Origin of the sequence: Burkholderia sp. MSh2 (assembly GCF_000731655.1) — a bacterium.
Lineage (GTDB): Bacteria > Pseudomonadota > Gammaproteobacteria > Burkholderiales > Burkholderiaceae > Burkholderia > Burkholderia paludis.
Genome location: NZ_JPGM01000057.1, coordinates 12,942 through 28,095 on the forward strand (window position 1 = coordinate 12,942; position 15,154 = coordinate 28,095).

The 15,154-nt window shown below is 63.1% G+C and carries 18 protein-coding genes; 15 read left to right on the forward strand and 3 right to left on the reverse strand.

Features of this window, described 5'->3' with window-relative positions:
• The first annotated feature begins 62 nt into the window (after positions 1-62).
• From GQ57_RS42210 to GQ57_RS40385, 8 genes are all read left to right on the forward strand, one after another.
• Complete coding sequence (locus GQ57_RS42210; RefSeq protein ID WP_152603376.1) at positions 63-419, forward strand: hypothetical protein; 357 nt, start codon at positions 63-65, stop codon at positions 417-419.
• Positions 420-720: 301 nt separating this feature from the next.
• Positions 721-1,062, forward strand: a complete 342-nt coding sequence (locus GQ57_RS42215; RefSeq protein WP_152601833.1) for a hypothetical protein — start codon at positions 721-723, stop codon at positions 1,060-1,062.
• A 159-nt stretch (positions 1,063-1,221) separates the two neighbouring features.
• Complete coding sequence (locus GQ57_RS29075) at positions 1,222-1,545, forward strand: DUF7716 domain-containing protein (protein WP_031400977.1); 324 nt, start codon at positions 1,222-1,224, stop codon at positions 1,543-1,545.
• Between the two features lie 104 nt (positions 1,546-1,649).
• Positions 1,650-2,087, forward strand: coding sequence for a hypothetical protein (locus tag GQ57_RS29080; protein WP_034199687.1), 438 nt, complete (start codon positions 1,650-1,652; stop codon positions 2,085-2,087).
• Positions 2,088-2,207: 120 nt separating this feature from the next.
• Entirely contained in the window at positions 2,208-2,792 is a 585-nt protein-coding gene (locus GQ57_RS29085) for a hypothetical protein (protein ID WP_031400975.1), read from the forward strand.
• Between the two features lie 17 nt (positions 2,793-2,809).
• Complete coding sequence (locus GQ57_RS29090; protein WP_031400974.1) at positions 2,810-3,298, forward strand: DUF4265 domain-containing protein; 489 nt, start codon at positions 2,810-2,812, stop codon at positions 3,296-3,298.
• A 123-nt stretch (positions 3,299-3,421) separates the two neighbouring features.
• Positions 3,422-3,991, forward strand: a complete 570-nt coding sequence (locus GQ57_RS29095) for an SMI1/KNR4 family protein (RefSeq protein ID WP_265183119.1) — start codon at positions 3,422-3,424, stop codon at positions 3,989-3,991.
• 67 nt (positions 3,992-4,058) lie between these two features.
• Positions 4,059-4,721 carry a DUF7716 domain-containing protein gene (locus tag GQ57_RS40385; protein ID WP_052007320.1) on the forward strand — a complete coding sequence of 221 codons (663 nt, stop codon included), beginning with the start codon at positions 4,059-4,061 and terminating at the stop codon, positions 4,719-4,721.
• Between the two features lie 94 nt (positions 4,722-4,815).
• Here GQ57_RS40385 and icmH read toward each other — a convergent pair whose 3' ends face one another.
• The 3 genes from icmH to tssJ form a co-directional block, all read right to left on the reverse strand.
• Positions 4,816-5,598, reverse strand: a complete 783-nt coding sequence (gene icmH / locus GQ57_RS29105; protein ID WP_031400971.1) for a type IVB secretion system protein IcmH/DotU — start codon at positions 5,596-5,598, stop codon at positions 4,816-4,818.
• The gene (gene tssK / locus GQ57_RS29110; protein ID WP_031400970.1) at positions 5,595-6,941 is read right to left on the reverse strand and encodes a type VI secretion system baseplate subunit TssK; all 1,347 of its coding nucleotides are present in this window, start codon (positions 6,939-6,941) and stop codon (positions 5,595-5,597) included. Before tssK ends, icmH begins: the two co-directional genes overlap by 4 nt.
• 102 nt (positions 6,942-7,043) lie before the next feature.
• Positions 7,044-7,655, reverse strand: coding sequence for a type VI secretion system lipoprotein TssJ (tssJ, locus tag GQ57_RS29115; protein ID WP_031400969.1), 612 nt, complete (start codon positions 7,653-7,655; stop codon positions 7,044-7,046).
• Between the two features lie 373 nt (positions 7,656-8,028).
• On the opposite strand from tssJ, the gene GQ57_RS29120 reads away from it, so the two are divergent.
• The 7 genes from GQ57_RS29120 to tssG all read left to right on the forward strand — a co-directional run bounded on the left by GQ57_RS29120 (position 8,029) and on the right by tssG (position 15,130).
• Positions 8,029-8,655: a tetratricopeptide repeat protein gene (locus GQ57_RS29120; protein ID WP_031400968.1), complete on the forward strand. Its 627-nt coding sequence runs from the start codon at positions 8,029-8,031 to the stop codon at positions 8,653-8,655.
• Between the two features lie 44 nt (positions 8,656-8,699).
• Positions 8,700-9,215 carry a type VI secretion system contractile sheath small subunit gene (tssB, locus tag GQ57_RS29125; RefSeq protein ID WP_006484395.1) on the forward strand — a complete coding sequence of 172 codons (516 nt, stop codon included), beginning with the start codon at positions 8,700-8,702 and terminating at the stop codon, positions 9,213-9,215.
• A 15-nt stretch (positions 9,216-9,230) separates the two neighbouring features.
• Entirely contained in the window at positions 9,231-10,721 is a 1,491-nt protein-coding gene (gene tssC, locus GQ57_RS29130) for a type VI secretion system contractile sheath large subunit (protein WP_006477094.1), read from the forward strand.
• 70 nt (positions 10,722-10,791) lie between these two features.
• Positions 10,792-11,295: an Hcp family type VI secretion system effector gene (locus GQ57_RS29135; RefSeq protein ID WP_006477093.1), complete on the forward strand. Its 504-nt coding sequence runs from the start codon at positions 10,792-10,794 to the stop codon at positions 11,293-11,295.
• A 372-nt stretch (positions 11,296-11,667) separates the two neighbouring features.
• A complete protein-coding gene (tssE, locus tag GQ57_RS29140; protein WP_031400967.1) occupies positions 11,668-12,153 on the forward strand; it encodes a type VI secretion system baseplate subunit TssE in 486 nt (161 codons plus the stop codon).
• A 77-nt stretch (positions 12,154-12,230) separates the two neighbouring features.
• Entirely contained in the window at positions 12,231-14,066 is a 1,836-nt protein-coding gene (gene tssF, locus GQ57_RS29145) for a type VI secretion system baseplate subunit TssF (RefSeq protein WP_031400966.1), read from the forward strand.
• Positions 14,030-15,130: a type VI secretion system baseplate subunit TssG gene (tssG, locus tag GQ57_RS29150; RefSeq protein WP_031400965.1), complete on the forward strand. Its 1,101-nt coding sequence runs from the start codon at positions 14,030-14,032 to the stop codon at positions 15,128-15,130. The genes tssF and tssG overlap by 37 nt, the downstream gene beginning before the upstream one ends.
• Positions 15,131-15,154 lie beyond the last annotated feature (24 nt).

Genomic DNA, 15,154 nt, shown 5'->3' on the forward strand with positions numbered 1-15,154 from the left:
GACGTGCGGCGATATTTTGGGTAAATTTGAAATTCAAGGCGATTTGTGGGTAATCAAGATTTGTGCGTGTCGAAGCTTTGGGCGTCTGTGAGAATGCTTCTTTCTCTGATAAATGGGCCGATTTTTTGTGGGGCGGATTCGTATCTCGAGAAAGTGAAATTGTTGTAAATAATGCAGAGAATGCCGAGATATTCGCTTGCGATCAAGATGTGGATGTAATTAAGGGTGGTGGGTATCGGTATTGGATTCATATCTTGGAGGGTAACGCTCGAACGGTTGAGGGAGTGAATTTGGAAGATGATTTGGGTCTGGGTGGCAAATTTTATCAAATTGGATCTGATGTGTTTGATGGTGAGGTAATGCCGGATATTATTTCAAGGGGGAGGGGATTGGTATTTTGGAATAAATTATCGATGTGATTTGTGGGGATTTTTACGTATTGCTCGTGAATGTGACATTTTTTGATGATCGGCTTCCGGTGAGTGATAAAGTGTATGATATTTATAGAAGGGATGGTATTCCTTGCGGGTGGAAAGGAGGGTTTCCAGAAGGGGAAATTCCAGTTTATTCGGGTGGTTGAGTGAGATGCCTTGCTCGGTTTGAAAGAGGTGATTATTTCGGATTCGATCGCGTGGTTCAAAGATTGAGTATGAATAAACGATTCGCTATCAACGCTGACCGGCTGCTCAACGCAGGCATCTGGACGCGGCCGCGACAAAGATGACGGTCCATTATTCCTCGCTTGAAGCCGCGTTTCACGCACACCCGGTCAGGATCGCGGACTGGGGCTATGTTCGTTGTCGGGAGGAAGATCTGACGACGTCGGGAGTCGTGTTTTTCGATGACGTTGAGGATCCAGGCGCCTGTCGGCGTGCTGCGTTTGCCGGGAAATGCGGCAGCCTGATCGTCTTGACCATTCACGGTGCCTCGACACAAGACGTGGTGACGTTCGCATCCGACAAGCGGATCGAAGCTGTCGAATGTTTGCGTGACGTGCTGCCGGACGAGTTCGCGCACTGGATCGACGCATTCGACATCGTATATTTCGGGTATCCGGCATGATCTGCTTGCCATCGGTCGAGCATGCAGTCTGACGTGTTGTTCACACTGCAGGAACGGGCATAATCGCGACGTCGATCACTTGAGCGTTGCGAGTGACGTATTTTTGCAACCGCCGCTTGGCTGTTCCGACCGACTACCCCAGTTATCACTGCAATTCCCATGTCGACAACGATCACGACCGAAGCGTCGCTGAAGCACATTCTCGAACACCCGGGCGACTTCGCCGGATGGCTTTGCCTGCCGCCGATGCCGTGGACGCCCGACACCGAGGGCAAATTCACCGAAGACCTGAAAGCCGCAGACGCGGATGAAATCGCGGCATCGACCGTGACACTCCAACCCGGCTGGCGCGTCACGCTGAGCAACACGATGATCGAGGAAATTGTGATCAACGCTCACGATCAGGTCGACGAACCGAGCGTTGCGCAGTTGCTCGACGCGTTCGTCTTCTACGTCGAGAACGACGAATTCATCCTGTTCTGACGACGCGTGAGCAGGCCGACGGCAGGGCATTGTGCTCCCGTACTTCACCAGCCACGCTGACGTCCGATAGAACCCGCGACGACCGGACATCGGGCGGAGCCGCAATGACCATCACCGACAACGTGTACGCCCATTTGGCGAAACAGACCGGCAACGTTGAACGCGACGACCCGCAGGCCGTCCTCGGCGCGCTCGATCGTCTCGGCATCGCGCGCGACACCGATTTCGCCGTGTTTTATCTCGCGTACCAAGGGCCTTTCACCAGCCCGCGTCCAGTCGCCGAGTTGTGGGATCTGCTCGATTACTCGGGTATCGTCGAATCGCTCGATTACGTGCGGGATCGCTATGCGTTTGCCGATCATCTGCTGCCGCTGACGTCGGATGAAAGCGAGGGCATGTACCTGTACGACACGCTGTCCGGTGCCGTGCATGACTACGATTTGGGCACACATGCGAGCTTCATGGCCGGCGAAATCGATGCGCGTTGGGCTACGTTCTCGGCGTTCCTGGCGTGGTATTTCGACGAGGCAGTCGAAGGTTAAGCCGGCAACATTATTATTCGCCGCCAACGTCTGGCGGAATTTCACGGCGCGCCTGCATGATCGATGCGGGGCCGCTATCGTTCGCAGTCGATTCGACGACACGTTACGTCAACAGGAGACATGATGCCGATTCGGGACCTGAAGCAATGCGTCGTCGAAATTCGCGACATGGTGGACGCGCACGCAGGCATCGGCGCGCGTGAGCCCGATCACGCGACACTCACCGGGCGCCACGCTGTCGGCCCGGCAATGACCGCATGGTTCGCCGCGCTCGACGGCGTCGATCTGTCGATTCCGTGGCTTGCCGACGATCTCGTGTTGTACGGCAACGAGGCGAATCTCACGATTGGCCAGACCGGCTATCGCGTCGACGCATCGGGGCGGCGTCTGTCCGGATGGTGCGACGACTGGATCGCGCTGGGTCAGATGGGCGGCGATCCGGTTATCGTCGTGCCGGAAGGCGAAGTGCTGTTCGATCGCCACGGCGCGGGCAGCTGGGCGCCGTTGCGCGTCGCGCCATCCCTTGTGCATTTCGCTCACGCGCTATGTATCTGGTGTGAGCTGTTCGTCGGGAAGTACTCACGCGATATCTTCGACGACACGTATGAAATCCGGCCGGCATTCCTTGCCGAGATCCGGTCGCGGATGGGTGAGGCACTACCGGATGCGGATGTACCGGTTTTCATGGAGATGATCGACGGGTGAATAAAGGCGAGCATGAAATGAACGGCCGCGACCAGGATGTCGAACTGATCTACGTCTATGCCGGCAGCTCCGGAAGCGCGCCCGTTCACGAAGAACTTCCCGCGCGTCAGGTCGAGCCGGGCATCTACGAACTGTTGGCATCGCCCGGCCTCGCGCTGAATCTGGCGAAAGGCGATCTTGTTCGCATAGACGACCCCGTGCGTCCGGCCACGGTATTGAAGCGGGGCGGCAACTACTGTATCCAGATATACGGTGATGCGATCCCCGATCACGAGATCGATCGGCTCGCGAGCGACGTCGAGTCCGGACTGAACGGCACACTCGACGGCCGTTACGGCGGCTCGCTCGCGCTTTCGGTACCGTACCGGATCGGCGGGGAGCGCATCCGCGAGGTGTTCGACAGCTTCACGGCGAGAACCGGCCTCGCATGGTATTACGCGAACATCTACCGGAATTTCGAGGATCCGGACGACGATACGCTGCTCGACTGGTGGATCGAGCCGTGACGGTGCGAAGCCGAACGCGGGTATATCGGAGCAGTCTGCGGAGCCCGGGATGAGAAGGTTGTCGATTGTCGATTCCCGGGGCGGCCAGGCCGAACCGAGGATAGCCCGCATGACGCAAGCGCAATGCGACAACATCACGCAAGCCAGTGCCGCGGCGTCGTCGATTCCACGCGATGTCGCCGCCCCGGCCGCCCCGGCCGCCCCGGCCGATACGCCGATACATCCGCCGCGAACCTGGAGGAAAACCGCTCGATGACCGGGACGCCAACCATCGGTACGACTTTGGCAGAAATCGAGGCGGCCGAAGCCGCACTCGGCCGCGCGTTGCCGCGCTCGTTCAAGGAATGGCTGCGGCTCAACAATGGCCGGTCGCTCGGCGGACTGCCCGTGTTCCCCGTCTTCGATGCACGCAATCCGCGCAGGACGTGGAATTCGATCGTGCGGCGCTACGACGAAGGCTGGCGCGCGTGGCGAGACAATTTCGACCATACGGATGCCGATTTCTCGCACTTGTTGCCGTTTGCCGAGTTCGGGACTGGGGACTACTACTGCTTCGACTACGACCGAACCGGGGCAATGTGCGAGCCGGTCGTCGTCCTTTGGTCGCACGAGACGGGCGAGACGACGCCGGTAGCCGACGGTTTCTCGGCTTTTCTGTCGATGCGGGGCTGCACGGAGGGGCGCGGGAAATGAGCCTGACGGATCTGTCCGGCAACGGGGCGTCGCGGTGAGTGCGCGGCAGACCTTTCGCAAGGCGCTGATGTTGCTCGATCGTGGCATGACGGATCGCGGCGAAGCCGCTCTCCATCTTGCGCTGACCGAGGCCGGGCAGGAGGGCGATCGCGTTGCGCTCGCCCAGTCGCTCGTCGCACTGGGCGATCTGATGTGTGAGACGTCACGCGGCGGATCGGCGCGTCTGTTCCTGGAGCGGGCGCTTGCGGCGGCACGCGACACCGATGCCGGCGTGCTGGCGTGCGAGCGTGACAGGGTCGAGCGATTGCTGGCGCGTATCGAATGCGAGCGCATCGGATTGCAGATTCGCGGCCCGGCAGATTTCAAGAACAGGACGTTCACGCTTGCCGACTTCATCGCGGTTGTGCGAGCGAAGGCCGAACGGCCGGAGGGCTACGATCCGGCGTGGCGATACGACGTGTATGGAGATGACGGCGACGCCGGCTGGTATCCGCAGCAGACGATCCATATCGGCGACAAGGTACAGGTCGACGACGAGGATCGCGAGAGCTACCCCGAGCGGGTCGCGGAGCTTGGTTACGTATTCCGCTGCTCGTGCGAGCACTTCCAGGACGTCGTCGATCTGGCCTTTCGTCAGAAACCGGGCGCGTCGATCGACGACCTCGTCCGCTGTCTCGATCACTACGATCGCCACGACGACTTCCTCGATCTGGATTCGAACGGCGAGTAGCCGCGCGCACGACGAAAACCGTACGCCGCAACCAAAAAGGACCGCCGGGGCGGTCCTTTTCATCGTGAAGCGAGGTTCGAGAAACCGCCGCCCGTCAAGGCAGCGAAATCGTCAGATTCGCCGACTCCGGCCCGACCTTGATCACCTGCGAATAAGGCGCGAGCGCCTGCAGCGTCTTGTCCTTCAGATACGTGTTGAGCCCGATGTACCCGAGCAGCGCCACCAGCGCGAACACCGCCCCGATCGCCCACACCGGCACCTCGCGCTTCAACCGGTGCGCGATCTGATCCGGCAGCGGCCAATGCGGCGCAAACGGTGCGCGCTTGCCCTTCATGTGCGCGATCTCGTCGCCCAGTCGCGCCGTCAGATACGCGAGCTTCTCCGGCCCCTCGAGCAGGTACTTCCCCTGGAACCCGAGCAGCAGGCACATATGAAACACCTCGAGCGACTGCAGCCGCACCGCACCCTGCGCACGGCAATCCTCGAGATACTGGAAGAATTTCTCGCCCGCGAGTTGCTCGCCGAACAGCACGAGCTGCAGCGGCCGGCGCTCCCAGTCGGCGCGGATCTTGAACTGCGACGACAGCACCATCTCGTCGATGGCCGCGCAGAATGCGAACTTCGCGCCGTACACGTCTTCGGCCGCGATATTCAGCTTCTTCGCGCCGCGCTCGAAGTCGGACAGGAACTCCTGGATTCGCGTGCCGAACTCGCTCGCGCTTTCCGGCTCCCGCCCGTTCTTGAGCAGGAACAGCATGAAGAACCCGTCGTACAGCAGGTCGAGCAGCGAACGGGCCTGGAACGCGGAGTCCGTCGACGCCGGGCTATGCAGGGTAGGCGGCGCATTGTCGCCGAACAGGGAGGGCGCGTAGCTCATGATGTGACCGCGATCAGTTCGAACTTCAGGTCATTGATGCCAGTCGGCGCGTAGATCATCGCGGACTGGGCCTGCAGCATGCGCTCGTACAGCGCGCTGCGCGAATCGAGCGCGAAGTAGCAGGCGCCGGGCCGCACCGGGATCGCGGGCGGCACCTGCGGCGTGTACGACAGCCGTACGCCCGGCATCGCCGACAGCACGAGCTTGTCGACGTCGTCGGGCGCGCCGACCTTGAAGCGGGCCGGCACCGCGTCGACGAGCTCGACGCTCGGCATGTCGGCGGATACCGCCAGGTAGAACTCGGTCTTGTCGTCGATCTTGCCCGAATCGAGACGGCCAAGATGGAACGACGGACGCACCTCGTCGAGCGTGATCGCGAAGTAGCGCGTCGAGATCACGGTGTCGAGCAGTTCGCGCAGCATCAGGTCGAGACGCGCGAAGCTCGGGCCCGGATCGTCGTGGCGATAGACGGGCAGGTCGGCGAGCGTATAGCCCTTCGAGAACGTCATCAGCTGGCCCGCGAGCCGCAGCAGTTCCTGGAACAGCCGCTCGGGATGCAGCGCCGCGTGCTGGTGCAGGTGCGCGAGTGTCGCGAACGCCGCGTTCGCGGTATGCAGCAGCCAGAACGACGCGATGTCGCCCGAGCGGAACTCGATGATGTTCTTCGACGGCTCGCGATGGAAGCCGTACAGCGCGTTCACCTTCGCCTGCAGTGCGTCGACCAGCTGGCGCAGCCGCTGGTGCAGGATCGGCGAGGCGTCGATCGCGAGGCACGGCGGCACGAAGCTGTCGTCGATCTCGAAACCGGACGTCGCGGTGCGGCGCACCCGCACGAGCGGCACCGACAGGAGCTGGTCGCGCGGTTCGCTGTGCGCGATCAGCTTGACCTGCGTCTTGAGGAACGTGATGTCGGCCTCGGCCGCGTCGGTGAAATTGTCGGCGACGCTCGTCTGGTCGCTGACGAAACGCGTCATGAAGCCGGCGGCGGGGTCGTCGCTGTAGTTGGTGCCGTTCTCGCGCAGCGGGTGCAGCGCGAGATAGAACACGAAATCGTTGATGCCCTCGGGCAGCGTGTCCAGCGCGATCGGCGGCGGCAGGTCGTCGGCCTGCGGCGCGGCATACAGCGCACCGTCCGGGAACACGAGCGCGAGTTCGGCGATCCGCAGCACGTTGCTGCCGAGCGCGTCGCGGTCGATGCGCACCGAGCGCACGCCCCAGTTGTACGGCTGGATCGCCTGGATCGATTCGAACAGGCGCGCCTCGTGGTACGCGTCCTGTCGCTGAAAGTGTTGGGGCCGGAGGAACAGCCCTTCCCCCCACAGCACCTTGGCCGAATAACTCATGTCAAATCCGGTTAATGTCGGGTTGCGATGGAATCGATTCGTTCGTGCCCGAATTAGATCGCCAATTGTTAACTCTTGTTAATTGACATTCGTGCGCCATGTTTAACCGCAGGAGACCGAAGACAGCATATTCAGCGGTTGTGACGGCGCACCCTGTTGCGGGGCGATGACGGTGCCGTCGGTGACCGTCATCGCGCAATTGTGCAGGCCGATGATTATGCCGGATTTCTCCGATTTCACCGGATCGAACGTCAGTTTCCATCGTTGTAGTGCGGGATCGCGGAACAGCGCGACGATGCCGAACGCCTGCGCTTCGCGCGAAACCTTTTCGGTGGCCGTATAGCGCTGGCCAGGAATCAGCGTGATTTCACGCACGTTCAGCAAGTCGGTACCCAGTGCGGCCTTTTCCTTGGTCGGATCGGTAAAGGCGTCGAACGGTGCCTGCTGGAACGAGGTCGCGTCCTTCAGCGTATAGAGCCGGACGACAAGTGCGAGCGGTTTGTTGTCGGTTGCGGCATTCAGGTTCGGCGCCGCGGCGAGCGTGATGCCGATGTTGCGCGGCGGCTTTTGCGCATCGGGCACCTCGGGCTTGCCGACACCGGCCGCGGACATCACGGCGCTCGCGGCGGAACCGAGCAGCGGCGCGGCCGCACACCCGGCCAGAAGGGCGCAGGCAAGTAGCGGCAGCGCGTAGCGAATCATGAACGATCTCATCGTGTTTCCGGCGTGCCGCCTTTATCCCTGTCAAAACTGCCGGGTATTTGCGCGTTTGCGGTGTATCCCCGGCATTGCACCGTTCAACTATTAAGCTTGCCCGCGTCATCGCGAGCGTCCGGAAATTTTTTCCGCCGCCCGGGCGGCGTGTCGCGAAGTCAGTAAAACTTGCCCATTCCGGCCGAAAGAAAAATCGCTGCGAGCCCGCTGCGAGCGGCCATTCAAGGGGGTAGCGCCCGGTTTTAAAAGGAATTACTCTTCACGCGACGATTGAATTATGAAAAATTGATCGGTACTATACCCGCGCGCTTCTTGCAAAGCAAAAGAACCAGATTCTCTACGATTTAAAACTCACGCGCTGGTGGAAATAACGATGAAAGACCGTCTCTTCGCAAAACTGTCCGGGGTAGTAGTGGCTTGCGGCGTGATCGCCGGCTGTGCGAGCCAGCCCCCCGCGCCGCCGACTGCCGATGTGTTCAACAAGTCGCTGGCCGATGCGGACGCAGTTGCGAAGGCCGGTGACCAGGACAAGGCCCTCGGCCTGTATCAGCAACTCGCGAAGTCGGATCCGACGCGTGAGGAGCCGTGGTCGCGCATTGCGCAGATCCAGTTCGCGCAGAACCACTACGGCCAGGCCATCGTCGCCGCGCAGGAAGCGCTGCAGCGCGATGCGACCGACCGTCAGGCGAAGAGCGTGCTGGCCGTGGCCGGCCTGCGTATCGCGACGCAGTCGCTCGGCGAGCTGCGCCAGGATTCGTCGCTCGCGGGTGACGCGAAGTCCGACGCGCAGGCGCTCGCGAAGCAGCTGCGCGACACGCTGGGCGAGTCGGCGTTGTTCCCGCAGGAGCCGAAGCCCGTGAAGCCGCGTCCGCCGCGCCGGGTCGTTCACCGTCCGAAGGCCGCGCCGGCAGCGACCGCCGAGGCGGCCGCCACCGCGCCGACGCCGCCCGCCGCGGCGCAAAAGGGCAGCGCGGATCCGTTCGGCGCACTGCGCAACTGACCGCAACTGACGCGATAACCACAACTAACCTGGGAGCCGTCGAGATGGCCAAGAAAGAAAGCATTCAGAAAAGCTTGCAGAAAATACGGCCGCCGCGCGTCCAGCTGACCTACGAGGTCGAGAAGGGCGACGCGATCGAGGTGAAGGAACTGCCGTTCGTCGTCGGGGTCGTCGGCGATCTGGCGGGCCAGTCCGAGATCGAGCAGCCGAAGCTGCGCGACCGCAAGTTCGTCAACATCGATCGCGACAATTTCGACGACGTGATGAAGGCGATCGAGCCGCGTGCCGCGTTCCAGGTGGAAAACCGCCTGAGCCCGGAAGGCGGCAAGTTCGCGGTCGACCTGAAGTTCCGTTCGCTGTCGGACTTCAGCCCGGACGAAGTCGTCGAACAGGTCGAGCCGCTGCGCCGCCTGCTCGAGGCGCGCTCGAAGCTTGCCGACCTGCGCAACAAGCTCGCCGGCAACGACAAGCTCGAGGATCTGCTGTCCGAGGTGCTGAAGAATACGCAGCAGCTGCAGGAGCTCGCGAAGGGCACGGGCGGCGACAAAGACGGCGAATGACGACGGAGTGTTGAGATGAACCAGCAAACGGCTGCGGCCCAGGCAAGCGGTGCGGAATACGCCGCCGGGACTTCGCTGCTCGACGACATCGTCGAGAAGAGCAAGGTCGCGAAATCCGATTCCGAACATGCGCGTGCGAAGGATCTGATCGGCGAACTCGTGCACCAGGTGCTCGACGGCACGGTGATCGTGTCGGACAACCTGTCGGCCACGATCGACGCGCGCGTCGCGGAACTCGATCGCCTGATTTCCACGCAGCTTTCCGCGGTGATGCATGCGCCGGAATTCCAGCGCCTCGAAAGCACGTGGCGCGGGATGGACTATCTGGTCAAGGAAAGCAACACGGGCCAGACGATCAAGATCAAGGCACTGCACGCCCCGAAGCGCGACCTCGTGCGCGATTTCAAGGGCGCGAGCGAGTTCGACCAGAGCGCGTTGTTCAAGAAGGTCTACGAAGAGGAATTCGGCACGTTCGGCGGCTCGCCGTTCGGTGCGCTGATCGGCGATTACGAGATCTCGCGCCAGCCCGAAGACATGTACTTCATCGAGCAGATGTCGCACGTCGCGGCGGCCGCGCACGCGCCGTTCATCGCGTCGGCGTCGCCCGAGCTGCTCGGCCTCGAGTCGTTCTCCGACCTCGGCAAGCCGCGCGATCTCGGCAAGGTGTTCGATACGGTCGAATATGCGAAGTGGAAGTCGTTCCGCGACGCCGAAGATTCGCGCTACGTCGGCCTGACGCTGCCGCGCTTCCTCGGCCGCCTGCCGTTCAATCCGAAGGACGGCCAGACCGCCGAGAACTTCAACTTCGTCGAGGACGTCGACGGCACCGACCACGACAAGTACCTGTGGTGCAACGCCGCGTGGGCGTTCGCGGCGCGCCTGACGGCCGCGTTCGACGATTTCGGCTGGTGCGCGGCGATTCGCGGCGTCGAAGGCGGCGGCCTCGTCGAGGACCTGCCGACCCATACGTTCAAGACGGACGACGGCGAAGTCGCGCTGAAGTGCCCGACCGAAATCGCGATCACCGATCGCCGGGAGAAGGAGCTGAGCGATCTCGGCTTCATTCCGCTCGTCCATTGCAAGAACTCAGATTACGCCGCGTTCTTCGCTGCGCAGTCGGTGCAGAAACCCAAGAAATACAGCACCGACAGCGCGAATGCGAACGCTGTCCTGTCCGCCCAGCTTCAGTACATCTTCTCGGTATCGCGCGTCGCGCACTACCTGAAGGCGATGATGCGGGACAAGATCGGCAGCTTCGCATCGGCGCAGAACGTGGAGACTTTCCTCAACCGGTGGATTTCGCAGTACGTCCTGCTCGACGATAACGCCTCGCAGGAACAGAAAGCGCAATTTCCGCTGCGCGAGGCATCCATACAAGTGTCGGAGATTCCGGGCAAGCCGGGCTCGTATCGTTCGGTCGCATTTCTGCGCCCGCACTTTCAGCTCGACGAGCTCTCGATTTCTCTGCGACTTGTCGCTGATCTGCCCAAACCGGCAAATTCATAAGCGAGTAAATCGCCCGGGCGGGCCGCCTGGGTAGGACGTTAAAACCACCTCTTTGGGGAGTCGAAGGGCCATGTTACATATGCACTTGCAGTTTGGTAGTCCCGCGGTGAAGGGCGAGTCCGCGGACAAGGACCACCAGGGCTGGATCGAACTGAAATCGTGGGATCACTCGATCGTTCAGCCGCGTTCGGCAACCGCATCGACCGCTGGCGGTCACACGATGACGCGTTGCGAGCACGGCGACATGATTTTCACGAAGGAAATCGATTCGTCGAGCCCGCTGCTGTACCAGCACGCTTCGGGCGGCACCACGTTCGACGAGGTGACGGTTCATTTCTCGCGCGCGGACGGTGAAGGCAAGCGCGTGCAGTATCTGGAAGTCAAGCTCAAGTACGTGATCATCTCGAGCATCGCTCCGAGCGTTCGCGAAGAAGGTCTGCCGCTCGAGACGTTCTCGCTGAAGTACGCAGCCGTGCAGTGGAAGCAAACCCAGCAGAAGATCGGCGGCAACCAGGGCGGCAACACGCAAGGCGCCTGGAGCCTGACGAAGAACGACAAGACCTACGCGGTCTAAGGTCGGTTGCGGCAACGGGACGCGCAGCGTCCCGTTGCCGTTTTCGCTGTGAATCAGGGCCTGTTTCCGCTAATAACGGGCTTGCGCTGGCCCCCGGAAGGGCCGAGCGCAAGGATTGCGACGAAGCGAATGCCCGACGTATTCGCGAGGAGTGTGACGCGGCGATCGGCCCTTCTGGGGGCCGGCCCCACGAATGACTTTTTCCGAACAGGGGAACGTGCGGTGCCGGCCGTATTGCGGCGTCGTTCGTCGCTTGTCCCCCAAGGGGACTTCCTTCGGGGCGTTTGGCAAGGCCAAACGGCGCTCGTCACTCCTTGCACCACGACCGGCAACACACGTTCGCAAGCCCGTTATTAGCGGAAGCAGGCCCTTATGAAACGATTCGAACCGAGTTTTCTCGACAAGCTGTTCGACGACGAACCGCACCTGCCGGCCTCGGCCGCGATGCGGCAGTTGTCGCTGGACGAGCTCAAGAACACGGTCGCCCGCGACGTCGAGGCGATCCTCAACACCCGTATCGCACACACCGAGACCGAGCTGGAAGCGCTGCCGGAATGCCAGAAGTCGGTGCTGACCTACGGGCTGAACGATTTTGCGGGGCTGAGCCTCGCGAGTCACTACGACCGCGCGTTCATCTGCAAGTCGATCCAGCAGGCCATCGCGCGCCACGAGCCGCGCCTGCAGCAGGTGCAGGTGACGTTCGAGCTGAACGAGCAGGCCACCAACGCGCTTTACTTCGCGATCCAGGCGCTGCTCGTCGTGCACCCGGCCGAGGAGCCGGTGAGTTTCGACGCGATGCTCCAGCCGTCCACGCTGCAGTATTCGGTCACGCGCGCACGCGCCGCAAGAATGCAATGAATCAAGCTGCCGAGCGGGCCGGACCGCCCGGTGGTGGATCAGGGTCCGGCAGGAAACATTGAGGTTCGGGGTCGTCGATGGAAGAATTGCTGCCGTATTACGAGCGCGAATTATCGTTTTTGCGGCGCTATTCGCGGGATTTCGCCGAACGCTATCCGAAGATCGCCGCACGGCTCGCGCTGTCCGGCGAGCATTGCGAGGATCCGCACGTCGAGCGGATGATCGAGTCGTTCGCGCTGCTCGGCGCGCGCATCAACAAGAAGCTCGACGACGACTACCCCGAATTCACCGAAGCGCTGCTGGAAGTGCTGTATCCGCACTACCTGCGGCCGTTTCCGTCGTGCTCGATCGCGCAGTTCACGCCGGCGTCGCCCGGCCAGCAGACCGAGCCCGTCGTGATCCAGCGCGGCACCGAGCTGAAGAGTCGCCCGATCCGCGGCGTGCAGTGCCGGTTCCGCACCGCCTATGACGTCACGCTCGCGCCGATCCGCATCTCGGAAGCGCGCTACACGCCGGTCGCGCTCGCGCCGAGCGCGACGGTGCTGCCGTCCAACGCGACGGGCGTGATCTCGATCACGTTCGAATCGCTCGCCGCGCAGCTCGATCTCGGCGCGCTGAAGCTGTCGACGCTGCGCGCGCACCTGCACGGCGAGCAGTCGTTCGTCGCCGCGCTGACCGACTGCCTGTTCGTCAACGTGCTCGGCGCGTACGTCGAGCCCGAGCGCAACGGCCGCTGGACCGCGCTGCGCAAGCTGCCGATCGCGCACGCCGGGTTCGACGAGGACGATGCGCTGATCGACTACCCGGCGAAATCGCATCCCGCGTATCGCCTGCTCACCGAGTACTTCGCGTTCCCCGACAAGTTCGATTTCGTCGATTTCGACCTCGCGGCGATCGCGCGTGCGTCGGGCCGCTGCCAGCGCGTGACGCTGCATCTCGTGCTGCAGGACGTGCGCAGCGACTCGCATGTCGCACGGCTGCTCGAACTGCTTGCGGCGAGCCATTTCCGGCTGTTCTGCACGCCGATCGTCAACCTGTTCCGCCAGCACGGCGAACCGATCCGCATCACGCACCGCGCGGTGTCGTATCCGGTGATCGCCGAGGCACGGCGGGCGTTCGCGTACGAGGTGTACGCGATCGACTCGGTGAAGCTCGTCAGGCAGCAGGCGCACGAGGAGTCGGTGATCGAATTCCGGCCGTTCTATTCGCTGCATCACGGCGAATCGGCGCGGATCGGCCATTACTGGTTCGCGCGCCGCAACGACTGGGTCGCGCAGAAGAGCCCCGGCTACGAAACCGAGATCTCGATCGTCGACATCGACTTCGAGCCGACGTCGCCGCAGACCGACACGCTGAGCCTCGACCTCACCTGCACGAACCGCGACCTGCCGGCGATGCTCGCATTCGGCCTCGAGGGCGGCGACCTGTTCCAGGAAGGCGGCGCGCAGACGAGCGGCATCTCGCTGCTGCGTCGTCCGACGCAGAGCGTGCGGTTCGAGCGCGGCCGCGCCGCGCACTGGCGGCTCGTGTCGCACCTCGCGCTCAATCACGTGTCGCTGGTTGCGCACGGCCTCGCGCCGCTCAAGGAAATGCTGACGCTGTACGACCTGCGGCGCACCGCCGTGTCGATGCGCCAGATCGACGGCCTCGTCGGCGTCGAGCAGCGCGGCGCCGTGCAGTGGCTGCCCGGCAAGCCGTTCGCGACCTTCGTGCGCGGCATCGAGATCCGGCTGACGATCGACGAGGAGCATTTCGTCGGCGCGAGCCTTGCGTCGTTCGTGCGCGTGCTCGACAGCTTCTTCGGGCTCTACGTCCACCTCAACAGTTTCATTCAACTAGTCGTCGTGTCGAAGCGCACCGGCGAGGAGATCATCCGATGCAAGCCCCGGACCGGCGAATCGATCCTGGCGTAGTCGACGCGCTGCTCGACGAACCGCACCGCTTCGAGTTCTTCCAGGCCGTGCGCGTGCTCGAAGGGCTGTTCGCGCGGCAGGCGTCGGACGCGCCCGGCGCATGGCGGCAGGGCGACGTGGTCGCGCAGCGCATCGAATTCCGCAACACGCTGTCGCTCGGTTTTCCACCGAGCGAGATCGAGGGGGCGCGCTCGTTCGACGACGACGGCGCGCCGCTCAAGACGGCCGAGCAGCGCGGCGCCGCGCTCGCGGCCGGCGAGCTCGGCCACGTCGAGCTGACGCCCGCGTTCTTCGGGCTGCTCGGCGGGCAGGGGGCGCTGCCGCTGCATTACACCGAGCAGATCGTCGCACGCGAGCACCTGAAGCGCGACCACGCGGCCCGCGCGTTCTTCGACGTGTTCTCGAACCGCGCGACCGCGCTGTTCTACGCTGCGTGGAAGAAATACCGGCTGCCGTTCCATTACGAACTCGACCGCGACGAACGTTATCTGCCGCTGCTGCTCGCGATCGCGGGCGTGCCGAGCGACGAGGTGCGCGACAGCCTCGCGGCCGGGGTGGGCGGCGTGCTCGACGAAGCCGTGGCCGGCTATGCGCTGGCCGCGCGGCACCGGCCGATGTCGGCCGCGTACCTGCAGCGCACGCTGTCGGACTATTTCCGCGTGCCGGTGAAGATCGACCAGTTCGTCGGCAAGTGGTACGACGTGCCGCCCGACCAGCTGAGCGTGCTCGGCGAGGTCAACGCGGTGCTTGGCGCGACGGCGCTCGTCGGCGAGCGCGTCTGGCAGCGCGACATGCGCGCGCGAATCGTCGTCGGCCCGCTGTCCAAGCGCGACTACGAGGCGTTCCTGCCCGGCGGCACCAAGGCCGTCGCGCTGGAGCGGATGCTGACGCTGCTCGCGGGCCTCACGCTGGAATACGAGGTGAAATTGGTGCTGAAGCGCACCGAGGTCGGCGCGAGCGTGCTCGGCGCGGGGTCGCGGCTCGGCTGGGACGCGTTCCTGTGCACGCGCGACGCGGTCGAGGATCGCGCCGACGCCCGCTACGAACTGCACGTGATTCACTGATTCCCAACGACAACAAACACGCAA